This window comes from Pseudomonas sp. Leaf434, from assembly GCF_001425545.1.
Classification (GTDB): domain Bacteria; phylum Pseudomonadota; class Gammaproteobacteria; order Pseudomonadales; family Pseudomonadaceae; genus Aquipseudomonas; species Aquipseudomonas siliginis.
Map to the genome: position 1 here is coordinate 1,530,972 of NZ_LMQZ01000001.1, position 14,869 is coordinate 1,545,840.

Consider the following 14,869-nt stretch of genomic DNA (forward strand, 5'->3'; position numbering starts at 1 on the left):
CTGATCACGCCGCTGGCGGTTTCGCCAGCGCAATCCCCGCCGCACCCAAACGCTTCAGGACCTCAAACAACAAATCACTCTTGGTCAGCCCGACGATCCTTGGACTGCCGACATATCCGGTGACCGTGAGAGTTATTCCGTCCTGGGACAACTTGCTGAAGCGCACGAATGGCGCCGGTTTATCGAGGATGGTTTCGTTCTCGTGATACGCATCCAGCAGCAGTTGTTTGACCTGCTCAGGATCGATATCCAGCGGAAACAACAGCTCCAGCGATGCCACGCCCTGAGCGCTGCCGCCGAGGGTAACGTTGCGCAGGTTCTGCGAGATCAGCTGCGAGTTGGGCACGATCACGATCGAGCGGTCGCTGAGCTGGATTTCCGTGGCGCGCACGTTGATCCGGCGGATGTCGCCCTCGACGCCGCTGATGCTGATCAGGTCGCCGACCTTGACCGGGCGCTCGGTGAGCAGAATCAGGCCGGAGACGAAGTTCTTGACGATCTCCTGCAAGCCAAAGCCGATACCGACGGATAGCGCACTGACGATCCACGCCAGATTGGTCCACTGCACGCCCAGCGACGACAGCGTCAGCAGAATCACGAAGGCGTAGCCGATATTGGAGAACAGCGTGCTCAGCGACGCGCACATGCCCGGGTCCATGTCGGTCTTGGGCAGGAATTCGTTGTCGAGCCAGCGGCTCAATGTACGGATCAGCCAGATGCCGATCAGCAGCGCCAGCAGCGCATTGAGCAGGTGCCCGGGGACGATATTCAGCTTGCGCAAACCGGCGCCGCCAAGAATCGACATGATGTTGGTGACCAGTTGGCCGAGCGTGGTGCCGATGCCGCCGACAAACAACGAAATCAGCGCCATCAGCATCAGGCCGGCGCGGCTGACGCCGGACAACAGGATCGACGTTTGCTCAAGGCGTCGATCGCTGACCCCGAGCAATTGCTTGAGCGCCTGGCCGCTCGCGTGTTTCGGTGAAAACAAGTGTTCACATGCGTCCTTGACCAACTGAATGAGCAAATAGAAGCCCGACAGCACGACGTAGCTCCACACCAGTTCATAACTGATGAACCGCGCCAGCGAAACATAGCCGGCAAGCAGGGCAATGGCCGTGACAAACATCGAGACGCTGGCGACGCTGTAGATCAGCCCGGCGAACACGCTGTTCGTCGCCGAAGCGTCGTTGGCGGCGACCAAGGCCTTGCGCACTTTGCCCACGCGCACCAGCATCGTGCCGATGATCGCCAGCACCACCATGGAAATCACGCCGCGCCCGGCCATCACGATGTGGCTGCTCATGCCTGTGGCATTGGCGACTTGTACCAGCGTCACCAACACCAGCAACGCGCAGGCGAGGATTCGCGGATAAGGCTTGAGGGCCAGCGCCACTGGATCAGCAATTGCCGGCAGGCGCCACGACGGGTGCTCGGTGGACAGCAATGCACGGCTGAGCCCGGTGATCAGCACGCAGGCATAGACGACTTTTTCGAACTCTTCGGAGAAGGTTTCCAGCACCGGCGGCAGGGCGTCGTGGCGGGTGCAGGCGTAGAACAGCAGCTTCAGGGCGATGGCGGTGGTGATGAAGGTCGCTATGGCTGAGGCGAAGGCCAAGGCACTGCGGCGCAGTCGGCCCTCCGCCACGCGATGAATGCAGAACCAGGTCAGCCCGCGCTCAGCCAGACGTCGGCCGAAGGTCCAGATCAGCAGCGCCAGCAGCACCAGTACGCAGGTGTAAAACCGCTCGCCCGGCGCCCAGACCGTGGCCCATACGTCAGCCACCTGCTCGACGAACAGTCGCAGGCGCTGGCGGTCGTCCTCGCTTGGATTGATCAGTGGCGCCCAGAACTGCGGACTCAACACACTGCGCGTGCTCAGGGTCAGTTCGCTTTCCAGTAGCGTGCGGCGGATGCCGGCGATTTGCGTGATCAGGTCGGCGGCATTCTGTTTCAGTGCGGCGAGGCTTTTCAGGGTGCCGTCGACCTTGCTTTTCTGTTCCGCCAGCGCAGCCCGTTGCGCGACGATATCGGCTTGCTCGGCAGCCACCTCAGCGTCTGGAGCGGTGCCGAGCACGCCCAGTTGCACCGCCAGTTGCGCCTGTTGCGGCAACAGCGCTGCCGACAACCGATCGACATCGAGAATGAACGCCTGCACCCGATCCTGCGGGCCTTCGAGCTGGTTGTAATTGTTCGCTGCCGAGATCTGCTGCTTGAGCCCGTCGAGGCGTTGTTGCAGGGCTTGCAGATCGCTTTGCGAAATCACAGGTAGCGGCGCTGCGCCTGAGTTCGCCGGCGCGGCAGGCTCCGCTGCCCACGGCGCAGCGCTGCCCGGCATCAGCAGCAGGAACAGAATCAAAAACAACGACTTGAATGAACAACGCATGGGGGCGGCGGGCTCGAGTGGATCACACAGTCTATGAGGGTAGGTGATCGTGCCGAACAGGGCGGAAAACTTTCACTGGAAGAGGCGGGTATACGCTCATCCAGTCCAGCGGAATGATCCGCACAGCGAGCGGTCAACCGGCAATAACAGCTTCGAGAGCGTGCCATGTCCATCGCCAAGGAAACGATTGAATACCTGCGCCAACATTCGCTGATCATCACCACCGCCGAATCCTGCACGGCCGGGGAAATCGTCATGTTGCTGTCGGAAGTGCCCGGCAGCGGCGAGCTGATCGAATGCGGCTACGTGGTCTATTCGCCGCAGGCCAAGCAGCGCTTGCTCCACGTCAGCCCGGCGACCATGGAAACCTTCAATCTGACCAGCGTGGAAGTTGCCAGTGAAATGGCCATTGGTGCGTTGCGCGACAGCACGGCCAACGTCGCCGTCGCCACCACCGGCATTCTCGGCCCCGACGATATGGATGGCATCAAGGCCGGCACGGTGTGTTTCGCCTGGGCGTTTCAGTTCGATGACCGACATTTTCTGTTCAGCACCCGGCAATGGTTTCCCGGATCGCGGAGTGAAGTGCAGACCCTGGCCTGTGAATTCGCCTTGCAGCAGTTGCCGGCCTATCACCGTCGCGCCTTGCGCGGCGAAGGAGGGTGGCGCCGATGAAGCCCGACGCTGAGCATCCCGATCTGCAAAGCCGACGATTCCCGGTGCAGGAGGACATGGCCTATCAACTGAAGGTCTGGCGCTTCGAGCGCATCGGTTGGTATCTGCTGGTGCTGTGCATGCTGCTGGGTCTGTTGGGGCTGTTTTCCCGGGGCGTGCTCAGTTCGCAGGACGCCCGCAGCGACGATGGCAAAGTCCAGGTCGAGTACGAGATGTTCCACCGCAACGGCTCGACCAACCCGCTGAAACTCAGCGTGCACGCGACGCCTGAAGCTACCGTCGAATTGGACATCGGCGGCGAGATGCTCAATGGCTTCAGCATCGAAACCATGCAGCCGGCGCCGGTGCGTATGCGCAGCTCAGCGCAGGGCATGCGTTTGTGGTTGCAGGCGGATACGCAGGGCCAGGCAACGCTTTATCTGACCCTGCGCGGCGACGGACTGGGGCTGTTTCGCAGTCATATCCGCGCGCCGGGCTCGAGCGAAGTGATGCTCACTCAATTCATTTATCCATAGGTGACCCATGGACTCGGTGTTGCGCGCACTCGCGATGTATCTGGCACTGATGGTGCTGTTCAAAATTGCCGGTCGGCGTTCGTTGGCCGAGCTGACGACGTTTGATTTCGTCTTGCTGATGATCATCGGTGAAGCCACCCAGCAAGCGCTGCTTGGTGATGATTTTTCCCTGACCAATGCGTTTCTGGTGATCATCACCCTGATCGCCATCGACGTTGGGTTCTCTTTGCTCAAGCAGCGGTCCAGCTGGATCTCGCGGCTGATCGATGGTGAACCAACGATCATTGTCGAGAACGGCAAGCTGTTGCAGCGGCGTCTGCGCCATGCGCGGCTGGTCGAGGCGGATGTCATGGAGGCGGCGCGCTCCAGTCAGGGCATTGAAACCATCGACCAGATCAAGTTCGCGATCATCGAGCGCAACGGCAAGATTTCCGTGATCCGCCAGGATCCGGAAGGCGGCTGAGCCTTTGGCGCCGCGCACGCGCAATTTTTTTGAACGCTGAAAAAGCCCCGCAGCCCAATGCTTACAAGTCATCGGAGGATTGCGAAATGAACGAGGCAGCGAGTTACTTCTCCATCGCCGTGGCGGTGATCATTCTGCTGGTCGACCTGTGGGCGATTGTCAGTGTGTTTCGCAGCAACAAGAGCGTCGGCATCAAAGCCGCCTGGGCGATCGGCTTGATTGTCTTCCCGGTGCTCGGCCTGATCGTGTGGGGCATCGCTGGCCCGCGCGGCGTCAAGGAAGGGCCTTCGTCGCCGGAGCACAGTAAGGGCTGAGAGCCCGATGCAGTCCTGCAATGAATTTGCGCACATTCCGGAAGAAGGTAAACGATGCTAGGTCAAGCTTGAACCGGGTAGCAATACCACTGCTGAAAGGAGATTGTCATGAAGAAAATCTGCGTATGTCTGGGGTTCTGCTCAGTGTTTCTGTTGAGCGGCTGCTTCGATTCCAACGATGCACCCAACAAGGATGGTGACAAAAGCAAACCGTCGGTGCAGATGCAGACCGAGAAGCCTGAGGAGGGCAAGTAACTGCTGGCGAGTAATCCCTGTGGGAGCGAGCCTGCTCGCGAAGGCGTCAGGTCAGACAATTCGCTGCTGACTGATGCTTAGTCTTCGCGAGCAGGCTCGCTCCCACATTGGTTCAGTCGTGTGAATAAACGTACTCCAGCCACACCCAATACATCAGTGCCACAGCACTGATCCCGCCCCCGAGAAAACACACCGCCACCCAGCCAGAGTGCGCATAGGTATACGTCGCCGCGATGGCGCCCAAACCACTGCCCACCGAGTAAAAACACATATACGCACCGACCAGTCGGCTCTGCGCATCGGGCCGTGCGGCGAAGATCAGGCTTTGATTGGTGACGTGCACCGCTTGCACGGCGAAGTCGAGCAGGATTACTCCGACGGCCATCGCCAGCAGCGAACTGTCGACAAATGCGATGGGTAGCCAGGACAGCGTCAACAGCGCCAGGGCGATGCCGGTGGTGCGATTGCCCAAGCCGCGATCGGCCAGGCGCCCAGCCCGTGCGGCGGCGAGCGCGCCCGCCACTCCGGCCAGTCCGAACAGGCCGATCTGCGTGTGGGACAACGACAGGGGCGGGGCGCTGAGCGGCAGCACCATCGACGTCCACAACACACTGAACGCGGCGAAGATCAGCAGGGCGAAGATACCTCTGATGCGCAATACCCGCTCAGTCAAAAAAAGTTGGAACATCGAGCGCAGCAATTGCCGATAGCTGCCCTGTGCGGGCGGTTTTGCCGAGGCGGGCAGGGTGCGCCATAACAGCAGAGCCATGCCGATCATCATGACTGCCGAGACAAAATACACGCCGCGCCAACCGGCCAGATCAGCCACTACGCCGGAAACGAAACGCGCCAGCAAAATGCCCAGCACCACGCCACTGGTGACGGTGCCTACGGCGGCGCCGCGCTGTTCCGGACGAGCAAGGCTGGCGGTGCAGGCGACCACCACTTGCACCACCACCGCCAGCAGACCCACCAGCATCATGGCGCCGAGCAACACTCCCCAGCTCTCGGACAGGCCCACGGCACACAGCGCCGTTGCAGACAAAAGCAGTTGGCTGACGATGAGTTTCTTGCGATCGAGCAGATCACCCAGCGGCACAATGAACAGCAGCCCGACCGCATACCCGGCTTGCGTGGCCGTGACCACAACGCCGATTGCACCGGGTGAAACGCCGAGGCTGGCGGCCATCGATTCCAACAATGGCTGTGCGAAATAAACATTGGCCACTGCCATCGCGCAGGTGATTGCAAAGAGAAAAGTCTGCAAACGACTCAGCTCGGTCCTTGCGCTGTCAGCTGCGGCTTGCGCATTGATCAGGGTTTGCGTCTGACACGGCATCCTTGCTTCCTCGTAGTGTGGTTTTGAATTGAAACCGATACGTTGATCTTTATTCAATCGGGTTGTTAAATGCAACCACATTCAATAGCCGATCCATCAGGAATCACATGGCCCGACAACAAACATTGGCGCAGAGCGAATGCCCGGTGGCCCGAACACTCGAAGCCATTGGCGATCGCTGGGCCTTGATGATCATTCGCGATGCGTTCGATGACGTGCGCCGTTTCAGTGAATTCCAGAAACGTCTGGGCTTGGCCAAGAACATCCTCACGGTCAAACTGAAAATGCTCGTCGAGCTCGGCGTGTTGCAGATTCAGCCCGCGTCCGATGGCAGCGCCTACAAGGAATACGTGCTCACCGACATGGGCCGGGCGGTGTTCCCCATCGTCGTCAGCCTGCGGCAGTGGGGCGAGCGTTTTCTGTTTGTCGAGGGGGAGGAGCACTCGATCCTGCTCGACAACGAACGGGCCGAGCCCGTCGAAACTATCGTCGTGCGCTCCAGCGCCGGCGCGGTGCTGGCCCCGGCAGACTGTCACCGAAAAGTGGTGACGCGCCGGTAAAGAAGCCGAGCAGATAGTCGTGGCGCGTATTCACAGACGCGCTATCTCAGGGCATGGAACGTCGGGTCGGCATCTGGCGAGTTTCTGATCTAGGCTGTTTCCAACCTCGAGCAGCAGCGGTGCGCCGTTGCCAGATTGGTTTAACCAACGCGATTGCCGGAGTGCCTGATGAGTCTTTCGCCTTTCCACCTCGCCATCCCGGTTTACGACCTTGCCGCTTGCCGGCGTTTTTACGGTGAAGTGTTCGGCCTGGACGAGGGCCGGTCCAGCGCGCAATGGGTCGACTTCAACTTCTACGGCCACCAGTTGGTCATCCACGAACAGCCGAAAACGGCTGCCCAGGAAAGCGTTAATAGCAACCCGGTAGACGGTCACGACGTACCGGTCCCGCACTTCGGTGTCATTTTAGAGTGGCAGCAAAGGGAAGCACTGGCCGAGCGACTGAAGTCATTCGGCACGCGATTTGTGATCGAGCCCTACATTCGATTCAAGGGGCAGGTCGGCGAACAGGCGACCATGTTTCTGCTCGACCCCTGCGGCAATGCGCTGGAATTCAAGGCGTTCAAAGACATGAGTCAGGTGTTTGCCAAATGATCACAGCGTAGTGATCTGCCCGTTGCGATCGCGCTCATAGACCTTGTTGGCCTGCAGCTTTTCCTTAAGCCAGCGCTCGGCCGTCCCTAGTGGCCGTTGGCGTGCCCATAACAGGTCGACGCCGATTTGCCAGTCGGTATGCGGGTACGCCGACAGCTGCAACTCGACCAGTTCGCCATTGCCCAGTTCACGCTGGATCAGCTGGCGCGGCAGGGTCGCCCAGCCGAGGCCGGCGCGGACCATTTCGAGCAGGGCCAGATAGCTTTCCGCTTGCCACAGCTGCGTCGAACGCAGGTATTCACTGCTCGGCAGTTTGCTGGCGTGCGCACTGAACGCCAGGCGCCGATGCACGTGCAAATCGTCGAACGTGACGATGTCCAGTTGCGCCAGCGGATGATCGGGATGACAGACGTGCAGCATGATCAGTTTGCCCAGTTGCTGGAACGCCAGTTCCCGGGGATAGCCCGGCTGCGAAAACGCCACGCCCAGCACCGCCTCGCCACTGCTGACCAGTTCGCTGACATCGCCGTAGACCGGGTGGCGAATGATCAGATCGACAAACGGAAAGGCCTGCTCGAACGCTTGCAGCACCGGCATGATCGGGCCGTACGGCGTTTCAATCGCCAGGGTCAGGCTCGGTTCGACGCTATCGGAAAGGCAATCAGCGTGGGCCTCGAAGGTCATGCAGCGCTCCAGTACCGCCTCTGCCTGGACCAGCAATTTATGCCCGCTGGCGGTGAGGGCAGGGCTGCGATTGCTGCGGTCGAACAACTCGACGCCAAGGTCGGTTTCCAGATTGGCGATCGCCGCGCTGATGGTCGATTGCGTCTTGCCCAGCTTGCGCCCGGCGGCGGAGAACGAGCCGCTTTTCACCACCTGGACGAACATCAGCAACTGATCGAGTGAGAAGCGCACGCGGTGTACTCCGAGCTTGAGCGAGACGGCGATTGTGCCGCGTCTTTGCCATCGAAAAAAGCGATGGTTGCCAATTTGTTTCATCGTTAAAAACATTCAAGGATGACCCCGCGTCTTCGAACGCCGGGGCCGATTCTGTTTGTGCGTCTGTCCCTGAGCGCCCGCGATTACAACCAACGCTGCCCCTTCAGGAGCTTGTGCCATGACTACACAACGCGTTCACCCGGTCGACGAGGTGTTGCCCCTGCGGCAGCTTTTCACCTTCGGTCTGCAGCATGTTCTGGTGATGTATGCGGGAGCGGTGGCGGTGCCGCTGATTCTCGGCAGTGCGATGGGGCTGACGTCGGCTCAGGTGGTTTTACTGATCAACGCCAACCTGCTGACGTCCGGTGTGGCGACGTTAATTCAGACCCTCGGCTTCTGGAAGTTTGGCGCGCGTTTACCGTTGATTCAGGGCTGCTCGTTCATTGCGCTGGCGCCGATGATCATGATCGGCAAGGAGTTCGGCCTCAGCCAGATCTTCGGGGCGGTGATCGCCGCCGGCTTCCTGACCATCGCACTGGCGCCGGTGTTCAGCCGCTTGCTGCGATTCTTTCCGCCCGTGGTGATTGGCAGCCTGATCACCATCATCGGTATTTCACTGATGCCGGCGGCGGCAATCTGGCTGGGTGGCGGCAATCCCGATTCGCCTGACTTCGGTCGCCCGGCCAATCTGCTGCTGGGTCTGGCCACGGTCAGTGTGACGCTGGTGATTTATGCGAAATTCAGCGGCTTCATCGGTAACCTCAGTGTGCTCATCGGCTTGTTTGTCGGCAGCCTGATCGCTGCCGCCTGCGGCATGACGCACTTCAATCGGGTCAGCGAGGCGGCGTGGTTCGAGTTGAGCGCGCCAATGGCGTTCGGTGCGCCGGAATTTTCTCTGGTACCGATTCTGATCATGACCCTGGCGATGCTGGTGATCATGGCCGAGACCACTGGCAACTGCCTGGCCATCGGCAAACTGGTCGGCAAACCGACTACGCAGCAGACCCTCGGTAACGCCTTCCGCGCCGACGGCTTGTCGACCATGCTCGGTGGTCTGTTCAACAGCTTTCCCTATAACGCCTTCACGCAAAACACCGGCCTGATTGCGCTTTCCAGCATCAAGAGCCGCTTCGTCGTTGCGGCCGCTGGCGCGATCATGGTGTTGATGGGCTTGTTTCCAAAGCTCGGCGCGCTGATTGCGGCGGTGCCGACGCCGGTGCTGGGCGGCTGCGCGATCGTCATGTTCGGCATGACCACGGTGGCGGGCATTCAGGAACTGTCACGGGTGCAGTTCGAGGGCACACGCAACGCCATTATTGTTGCGGTGTCGGTCAGCGTCGGCGTCCTGCCGATGTCGTTTCCGGCCCTGTTCGAACATGTCGGCCCGACGCTGAAACTGGTGCTCGACAGCGGCATTTTTCTCGGTGCGATCACCGCCATTCTGCTCAACCTCTTGCTCAACAAACAAAAACCATCGACCGACGCCGTCGGCGCTTCCACGGCCGAACTGGCCGACTGACTTTTGTCTTTTCTCACTGCCCAGGAGTTACCCATGAATCAATTCACTCAGCTTGTCCCGGCCGGCGTCAGCGATCTGGACCTGGCATTGCTGCGCCAGACCATCGCCCTGTCACAGGCGTCGAAACAACGTGGCCGGCACCCGTTTGCGGCGCTGGTGGCGGACCGCGACGGCAACGTCATTGCCGAAGCGGGCAACAATTCGATGCCGCCGGAAGGTGATCCCACCCAGCACGCCGAACTGGTCGCGGTCGCTGCGGCGGCGAAGCGGTTGTCACCCCCGGAGCTGGAGGCGTGCACGCTGTACACCAGCGCCGAACCTTGCTGCATGTGCGCGGGCGCGGTGTATTGGACCGGTGTCGGGCGAGTGGTGTATGCGTTATCGGAACATGCTTTGCTCGGGCTGACCGGCGATCATCCCGAGAACCCGACGTTCTCGTTGCCGTGTCGCGAAGTGTTTGCCAGAGGGCAGCGCACGGTGAGCGTTTTCGGGCCGATGCTGGAGGAAGAGGCGGCTGAGCCGCATAAAGGGTTCTGGTCTTAGTTGTTATTGATCGTTCCCACGCGGAGCGTGAGGAACGATCAGTTTCGCGCGGTCAGGTACTGGTCACTTCACCGGGACGATAACCGCACATTCCCCAGCGGAATGCCCCCCATGGTCTGTTGTGGGGCGCCTGGCTGACTTGCAAGCTCAGCCAGGCGACCCGATTTGCCTAAGCCTCCGTCCAGTCCAGCGCTGCCGTCTCGCGCCACTTCACCTCCGTAATCCCATAGCGCTCGGCCTGGGGTTTGGAAACCACTTTCAACGGTGGTTTACCCGGTTTCGGAATCGGCGCAATACCGGCGTCACAGCTCGCCCAATGCCAAGCGTCGGCGTTGCGCATACTCTTGGCGCGGATGACGAATGATTTTGGCTGGTCGTGATGTTTGTATTCGATGACGAAAATATCGGTGCTACGCATGAGTTCCTCCTTACGCTCATACGTAAATGATTTTGTCCGACAAGAAAAATTCAAAGGATTTTCTGGCCAGATGATCATCGTCACTCAGCGCTCTGAAACGCGGTTCTTCATGAAGCCGCGCAGGTTCATCAGGAACAGGCAAAGCTGCAGAACGATCAGCGCGTAAGCCCCGGCATGGACGCCCCAGATCACCCACAGCAAATTGCTCAGACTGAAACAAACGAAGCCGCTCATGCGCCGTTGCGGTTGTTGCGAACCGATCAGCCACGCGGCCAGAACGGTGACCAGCATCGCCGGCCATTGCACCCAATCCAGATATGCCAACACTCCATCCTCTGCTCAGATTTGCTTGATGCAGAAAGGGTACACAGCAACCGAAGTATGGTCACCGCCCGCACGGTTCTGCGTAGCAATGGCGGTGAAAAAGGTTTCGCCCGGCAGAAGCCGGGCGAAGATTTCAGGCGCGCAATCAGTAATCCCAAATCGCAGGTATCCAACGGAAAGCAGCACCATTGATCGCGACCCTACCCACCGAAGGGAAGGCCAGATGCGTGGCGATAAACAGCTCGCCGCTGGCGGCGGCTTCCTTGAGCATGCGCACGCGCACTTCCACCGATTTGGTCGGATCGTGTTCGAAACCGTTGTGCCAGTCAGGGTGATCGAACGCCACCGGGAACAACGCGTCACCGGCAAAGGTCAGGCGCTCGCCACCGGAGTTGACGTAGACCACGCAGTGCCCTGGCGTATGACCACCGGTGAGTTTTGCAACTACGCCCGGTGCAACCTGACATTCGTCTTCGAATATGTGCAACTTGCTTTCATAGTGGTTGATGAACGCGTTGGCGGTGCTGCGCAGGACGTCTGGTACTGGTGCGGGCATGTCGGTGCTGGTGAAGTCTGGCGTGGACCAGAAATTCACTTCGGCAGCGGTGACGTGGATGCGCACGTCGTGGCGCAGACGGCTCTTCACCGAGTCGACCAGTAGGCCGCCGATATGGTCCATGTGCATGTGCGTGATGACGATATCAGTGATGTCGGCGAGGTCCACCCCGGCAGCGGCCAGGCGCTTGGGGAACTGCCCGGCGCGCGGGAAACCGGGGAATTGGCCACCGAGGCCGGCGTCGACGAGGATGACTTGTTCGCCGCTACGCACCACCAGCACGTTGAGCGCCCAGTCGAAGGCGTCAGGGCCCAGATACATTTCCTTGAACCAGGCGGCACGGTCGGCGGGGTCGGCATTGGTTGACATGGTCTGGGTCGGCAACGGCAACACGCCGTCGCTGATCACCATCACGTCAATGTCGCCCAGGCGCAGGGCGTAGCGCGACGGCACCAGTTCTTCGCTTTGCGTTTGCAGGGCCACCGCGCGGTTGGCGGTGAAGGAATCCAGATGCAGGGTCATGGTGTTCTCCTTGTTCTCAGGGCTAAAGCGGAGGGTGAAATCAGGCTACAGGGATCAGCGGATCGGCGGCCGCGAGGGCGGCGCGACGTTCGGCGGCGGGCGGGTAGATCCACACCGTGTTGATCTGCGTCTTCAGCTCTTTGGCTTCGGCCTTCACCAGTTTCAGCTGACGATCCCAGCCTTCGGTGTACACCGCGCCCCAGGCGCCCAGATCCAGGCAAGTCACGTACTTGGGCTGGCGATACATTGTCGGAGCGACGCCGAGGATATCGGCGGCGGCGTTGTTGCCGGCGTAGCGACCCAGGCTGATCGCATGCTGGCAAGACATCGCGGCATAGTTGCCGAGGTCGTCAGTGGCGGCGCGAGCGACATCACCGGCGGCAAAGACGTGATCGATGCCGTGCACCTTGAGGTTGCCATCGACATGCAAGCGGCCCTGGCCATCGCGTTCGGCGTCGAGTTGTTCGGTGAGCGGGCTGGCGCGGAAACCTACGGTCCAGATCACGGTGTGGCTTTCGATGTGGCGGCCATCGGCGAGGGTGACGCCATTGGCATCCACAGCGGCAACGCTGGCATCGACGATCCATTCGATACCCAGGTCATTGGACGCCTCGATGATCGACGGGCGAATGCCATCGCCCATGGTCGCAGCGATGTCCTTGCTGCGATCGACAATGATCACGCGCAGGTCTTGATCCTCACCGAGAATCGCGCGCAGGCGCGCCGGCATTTCCGTCGCAGTTTCAATCCCGGTGAAACCGCCACCGGCGACCACCACGGTGTTGCGCGCAACGCTGGGCGGTTGGTTGCCGAGGGCGATGAGATGGCGTTCCAGACGCGCCGAGGATTCGATCTGATCGACATCGAACGCATGCTCCTTGAGGCCAGGCACCGGAGGCCGAGCGAGCTGGCTGCCGCTGGCGAGAACCAGCCGATCGTAGGCCAGTTCACCCGGACGCCCGGCCTCGTCGCGGTAACCGATTCGGCGCGCCCGGGCGTCGATGCTTTCAGCGGTGCCTTTGACGAAGCGCACACCCACCGCATCGAACAGCGCGTCGAGCGGCGCGTACATGCTGTGCACGTCCGGCTCGTAGAAGCGCGGGCGAATACGCAATTCCGCTTGCGGGGCGAGCAGCGTGATCTCGACATCCTGACGGGCATGCATATCCAGCAAACGCGCAGCGCTCAGCGCACTCCACAGCCCGCCGAACCCTGCACCGATCACCAATAATTGCTGTTTCATAATGTGCTCCCTGACGCTGATGGATGGATGACACCCGAGTCCGATGCGGACTCTGGCGTGACGATCACTGGCCGCCGTAACTGCTTGCCGTACTGCCTGGCGCTCAATCGCCCGCTGTGTAGAGCCATGCTAGGGCGGGGAGGCTACGAGCGCAGTTGTCCATCGGTGTGCGTGGGGTACGCATGGGTGGAAGGGGGGTATACGAAGGTATGGGGAAAAAGGATCAACCCAGCGCTTTTTCCAGGCAGGCGAGCAAACGTTCAGCCTGAAATGGCTTGGCCAGACACGCGATGACCCCGGGTACGCTGTTGGGCATTTTGCCCGCATGCGCCGACACAAAAATCACCGGCATCCGCCAGCCTTGCGCCCGCAGTGCATCCAGCATCTGCAAACCACCCATGCCCGGCATCTGAATATCGGAAATCAAACAATCAGTCTGCGCCGGCCCGTCCGAGTCAAGGTAGTCCGCTGGCGCCGCATAGCAGAACACCTGATACCCCGACGCTCGCAGCAGGCTGCTCAGCGATGTGCGCATTGCCTCGTCGTCGTCCACTACCGCAATGACATGCGTCTTGTACATAAAGCTCCCGGGCCGGGCGGCCGAGCTGGTGACTCCTGTCGTTCTTGCACCATACGCTGATGGCCAGCGGGCAAAACTATACGTAGGTATAGCGGTTCAGCCATCGCGGCTGAAGCGACTGCGGTAGTCGCGCGGGGAGATCGACAGGTGGCGCTGGAAGCAGGCGCGCAGGCGTTCTTCATCGTTGAAGCCGCAGAGGCGGGCGATTCGTTCGATTTTGTGCGGGGAGTTTTCCAGCAGGCGTTTGGCCGCTTCGAGCCGGAACAGCTCGAGCGCTTTCGACGGTGTGCGCCCGGTGCGCGCTTTATAGACCCGCGTGAAGTTGCGCAGGCTCATTGCGGCTTGCTCGGCGAGGCGCTCCACCGTCAGATTCGGGTCGCCGAGGCGCTCCATGAGCCAAAGGTGCAGATCATCGAACATCGCAGCGTCCTGCGCCTGCGATTGCAGCAGCGTGCTGTATTGCGCCTGGCCGCCGGGGCGTTTGATGTACACCACCAATTCCCGCGCGACTTGCAACGTCACTTCACGGCCGTAATCGGCCTCTACCAGCGCCAGCGCCAGATCGATCCCGGCGGTGACTCCGGCCGAGGTCCAGACCTTGCCTTGCTGAATGAAGATCGCGTCGGCATCTACCTCGACCGCTGGAAAGCGATCGCGCAAAGCGTCGCACATCGCCCAGTGAGTGGCAGCGCGGCGGGCGTCGAGCAATCCGGCCTGAGCCAGCAGAAACGCACCACTGCACACCGAGACCACGCGGCGGGCGAGGTGAGCATGGTCCTGCAGCCAGTCGCTCAGTTCGCGGTGCTCCTCAAGGGTCTGGCAGATGTCAGGGGCGCCGGGCACGACCAGCGTGTCCAGCGCGGTGGTGTCGAGCGTGGTTAACGCTTGGGTGTCGATGGCCAGCCCTTCGACGGTCGGGATCAAGCCGCCGCTGAGGCTGGCGGTGTGCAGTTGATAACCGGGCTGCCCGCGCTCGACCAAGGCTTTGCTCGCCGCCCAGAACACGGTCTGCGCACCGCTGAGATCGAGCAGGCTCAGCCGTGGGTAGGCGATAAACACCACGTCGCGCGGGGCCGTTGTAAAAGCGGGATGAGTGGACATCGCGGGCCTGCCTGTTTGCAGCG

Annotated in this window: 18 protein-coding genes; 9 read left to right on the forward strand and 9 right to left on the reverse strand. The window is 60.9% G+C overall.

Translation table 11 applies throughout. The features are described from left to right. Nucleotides 1-4: 4 nt before the first annotated feature. Nucleotides 5-2,386, reverse strand: coding sequence for a DUF3772 domain-containing protein (locus ASG55_RS06770; RefSeq protein WP_056784764.1), 2,382 nt, complete (start codon nucleotides 2,384-2,386; stop codon nucleotides 5-7). Between the two features lie 165 nt (nucleotides 2,387-2,551). On the opposite strand from ASG55_RS06770, the gene ASG55_RS06775 reads away from it, so the two are divergent. The 5 genes from ASG55_RS06775 (at nucleotide 2,552) to ASG55_RS26970 (ending at nucleotide 4,608) form a co-directional block, all read left to right on the forward strand. Then, nucleotides 2,552-3,061, forward strand: coding sequence for a CinA family protein (locus tag ASG55_RS06775; RefSeq protein WP_056784769.1), 510 nt, complete (start codon nucleotides 2,552-2,554; stop codon nucleotides 3,059-3,061). Beyond that, a complete protein-coding gene (locus ASG55_RS06780) occupies nucleotides 3,058-3,576 on the forward strand; it encodes a hypothetical protein (protein ID WP_056784771.1) in 519 nt (172 codons plus the stop codon). The genes ASG55_RS06775 and ASG55_RS06780 overlap by 4 nt, the downstream gene beginning before the upstream one ends. A 7-nt stretch (nucleotides 3,577-3,583) precedes the next feature. Beyond that, nucleotides 3,584-4,039, forward strand: coding sequence for a DUF421 domain-containing protein (locus tag ASG55_RS06785; protein ID WP_016774256.1), 456 nt, complete (start codon nucleotides 3,584-3,586; stop codon nucleotides 4,037-4,039). Nucleotides 4,040-4,125: 86 nt separating this feature from the next. Further along, nucleotides 4,126-4,353 carry a PLD nuclease N-terminal domain-containing protein gene (locus tag ASG55_RS06790; protein ID WP_056784773.1) on the forward strand — a complete coding sequence of 76 codons (228 nt, stop codon included), beginning with the start codon at nucleotides 4,126-4,128 and terminating at the stop codon, nucleotides 4,351-4,353. Nucleotides 4,354-4,461: 108 nt separating this feature from the next. Then, complete coding sequence (locus tag ASG55_RS26970; protein WP_164488341.1) at nucleotides 4,462-4,608, forward strand: hypothetical protein; 147 nt, start codon at nucleotides 4,462-4,464, stop codon at nucleotides 4,606-4,608. A 112-nt stretch (nucleotides 4,609-4,720) separates the two neighbouring features. Here ASG55_RS26970 and ASG55_RS06795 read toward each other — a convergent pair whose 3' ends face one another. Further along, nucleotides 4,721-5,947, reverse strand: coding sequence for an MFS transporter (locus ASG55_RS06795; protein ID WP_056784776.1), 1,227 nt, complete (start codon nucleotides 5,945-5,947; stop codon nucleotides 4,721-4,723). A gap of 107 nt (nucleotides 5,948-6,054) precedes the next feature. Here ASG55_RS06795 and ASG55_RS06800 point away from each other — a divergent pair, with 107 nt between their 5' ends. Both ASG55_RS06800 and ASG55_RS06805 read left to right on the forward strand, forming a co-directional pair. Beyond that, complete coding sequence (locus ASG55_RS06800; RefSeq protein WP_056784779.1) at nucleotides 6,055-6,507, forward strand: winged helix-turn-helix transcriptional regulator; 453 nt, start codon at nucleotides 6,055-6,057, stop codon at nucleotides 6,505-6,507. 168 nt (nucleotides 6,508-6,675) lie between these two features. Then, a complete protein-coding gene (locus tag ASG55_RS06805; protein ID WP_056784782.1) occupies nucleotides 6,676-7,101 on the forward strand; it encodes a VOC family protein in 426 nt (141 codons plus the stop codon). Here the strand turns inward: ASG55_RS06805 and ASG55_RS06810 are convergent, their stop codons facing one another. Continuing rightward, nucleotides 7,102-8,016 (reverse strand): LysR family transcriptional regulator, encoded by a 915-nt coding sequence (locus tag ASG55_RS06810; protein ID WP_056786800.1) that lies wholly within the window; start codon nucleotides 8,014-8,016, stop codon nucleotides 7,102-7,104. It abuts the gene before it with no gap. 202 nt (nucleotides 8,017-8,218) lie between these two features. Between ASG55_RS06810 and ASG55_RS06815 the strand changes: the two genes are divergently transcribed. Further along, nucleotides 8,219-9,559 (forward strand): nucleobase:cation symporter-2 family protein, encoded by a 1,341-nt coding sequence (locus tag ASG55_RS06815; RefSeq protein ID WP_056784786.1) that lies wholly within the window; start codon nucleotides 8,219-8,221, stop codon nucleotides 9,557-9,559. Nucleotides 9,560-9,592: 33 nt separating this feature from the next. Next, nucleotides 9,593-10,102, forward strand: coding sequence for a nucleoside deaminase (locus tag ASG55_RS06820; RefSeq protein ID WP_056784788.1), 510 nt, complete (start codon nucleotides 9,593-9,595; stop codon nucleotides 10,100-10,102). A 169-nt stretch (nucleotides 10,103-10,271) separates the two neighbouring features. Here ASG55_RS06820 and ASG55_RS06825 read toward each other — a convergent pair whose 3' ends face one another. The 6 genes from ASG55_RS06825 to ASG55_RS06850 all read right to left on the reverse strand — a co-directional run bounded on the left by ASG55_RS06825 (nucleotide 10,272) and on the right by ASG55_RS06850 (nucleotide 14,846). Further along, nucleotides 10,272-10,520: a DUF6555 family protein gene (locus tag ASG55_RS06825; RefSeq protein WP_041480580.1), complete on the reverse strand. Its 249-nt coding sequence runs from the start codon at nucleotides 10,518-10,520 to the stop codon at nucleotides 10,272-10,274. Between the two features lie 84 nt (nucleotides 10,521-10,604). After that, on the reverse strand, nucleotides 10,605-10,811 hold the full coding sequence (locus ASG55_RS06830; RefSeq protein WP_435406087.1) for a hypothetical protein: 207 nt from the start codon (nucleotides 10,809-10,811) through the stop codon (nucleotides 10,605-10,607). Between the two features lie 178 nt (nucleotides 10,812-10,989). Then, nucleotides 10,990-11,922: an MBL fold metallo-hydrolase gene (locus tag ASG55_RS06835; protein ID WP_056784793.1), complete on the reverse strand. Its 933-nt coding sequence runs from the start codon at nucleotides 11,920-11,922 to the stop codon at nucleotides 10,990-10,992. A 40-nt stretch (nucleotides 11,923-11,962) separates the two neighbouring features. Next, complete coding sequence (locus ASG55_RS06840) at nucleotides 11,963-13,165, reverse strand: NAD(P)/FAD-dependent oxidoreductase (protein ID WP_056784796.1); 1,203 nt, start codon at nucleotides 13,163-13,165, stop codon at nucleotides 11,963-11,965. Nucleotides 13,166-13,388: 223 nt separating this feature from the next. After that, nucleotides 13,389-13,745, reverse strand: coding sequence for a response regulator transcription factor (locus ASG55_RS06845; protein ID WP_056784799.1), 357 nt, complete (start codon nucleotides 13,743-13,745; stop codon nucleotides 13,389-13,391). A gap of 96 nt (nucleotides 13,746-13,841) precedes the next feature. Continuing rightward, nucleotides 13,842-14,846 carry a GlxA family transcriptional regulator gene (locus ASG55_RS06850; protein ID WP_056784802.1) on the reverse strand — a complete coding sequence of 335 codons (1,005 nt, stop codon included), beginning with the start codon at nucleotides 14,844-14,846 and terminating at the stop codon, nucleotides 13,842-13,844. Nucleotides 14,847-14,869: the final 23 nt, after the last annotated feature.

What these genes read in the sequence shown, in the direction of transcription:
- ASG55_RS06850 (WP_056784802.1), bottom strand. Translation starts at nt 14,846, where the DNA reads ATGTCCACTCATCCCGCTTTTACAACGGCCCCGCGCGACGTGGTGTTT.
- ASG55_RS06785 (WP_016774256.1), top strand. Translation starts at nt 3,584, where the DNA reads ATGGACTCGGTGTTGCGCGCACTCGCGATGTATCTGGCACTGATGGTG.
- ASG55_RS26970 (WP_164488341.1), top strand. Translation starts at nt 4,462, where the DNA reads ATGAAGAAAATCTGCGTATGTCTGGGGTTCTGCTCAGTGTTTCTGTTG.
- ASG55_RS06775 (WP_056784769.1), top strand. Translation starts at nt 2,552, where the DNA reads ATGTCCATCGCCAAGGAAACGATTGAATACCTGCGCCAACATTCGCTG.
- ASG55_RS06795 (WP_056784776.1), bottom strand. Translation starts at nt 5,947, where the DNA reads ATGCCGTGTCAGACGCAAACCCTGATCAATGCGCAAGCCGCAGCTGAC.
- ASG55_RS06800 (WP_056784779.1), top strand. Translation starts at nt 6,055, where the DNA reads ATGGCCCGACAACAAACATTGGCGCAGAGCGAATGCCCGGTGGCCCGA.
- ASG55_RS06770 (WP_056784764.1), bottom strand. Translation starts at nt 2,386, where the DNA reads ATGCGTTGTTCATTCAAGTCGTTGTTTTTGATTCTGTTCCTGCTGCTG.
- ASG55_RS06805 (WP_056784782.1), top strand. Translation starts at nt 6,676, where the DNA reads ATGAGTCTTTCGCCTTTCCACCTCGCCATCCCGGTTTACGACCTTGCC.
- ASG55_RS06840 (WP_056784796.1), bottom strand. Translation starts at nt 13,165, where the DNA reads ATGAAACAGCAATTATTGGTGATCGGTGCAGGGTTCGGCGGGCTGTGG.
- ASG55_RS06845 (WP_056784799.1), bottom strand. Translation starts at nt 13,745, where the DNA reads ATGTACAAGACGCATGTCATTGCGGTAGTGGACGACGACGAGGCAATG.
- ASG55_RS06815 (WP_056784786.1), top strand. Translation starts at nt 8,219, where the DNA reads ATGACTACACAACGCGTTCACCCGGTCGACGAGGTGTTGCCCCTGCGG.
- ASG55_RS06835 (WP_056784793.1), bottom strand. Translation starts at nt 11,922, where the DNA reads ATGACCCTGCATCTGGATTCCTTCACCGCCAACCGCGCGGTGGCCCTG.
- ASG55_RS06780 (WP_056784771.1), top strand. Translation starts at nt 3,058, where the DNA reads ATGAAGCCCGACGCTGAGCATCCCGATCTGCAAAGCCGACGATTCCCG.
- ASG55_RS06830 (WP_435406087.1), bottom strand. Translation starts at nt 10,811, where the DNA reads ATGCTGGTCACCGTTCTGGCCGCGTGGCTGATCGGTTCGCAACAACCG.
- ASG55_RS06820 (WP_056784788.1), top strand. Translation starts at nt 9,593, where the DNA reads ATGAATCAATTCACTCAGCTTGTCCCGGCCGGCGTCAGCGATCTGGAC.
- ASG55_RS06825 (WP_041480580.1), bottom strand. Translation starts at nt 10,520, where the DNA reads ATGCGTAGCACCGATATTTTCGTCATCGAATACAAACATCACGACCAG.
- ASG55_RS06790 (WP_056784773.1), top strand. Translation starts at nt 4,126, where the DNA reads ATGAACGAGGCAGCGAGTTACTTCTCCATCGCCGTGGCGGTGATCATT.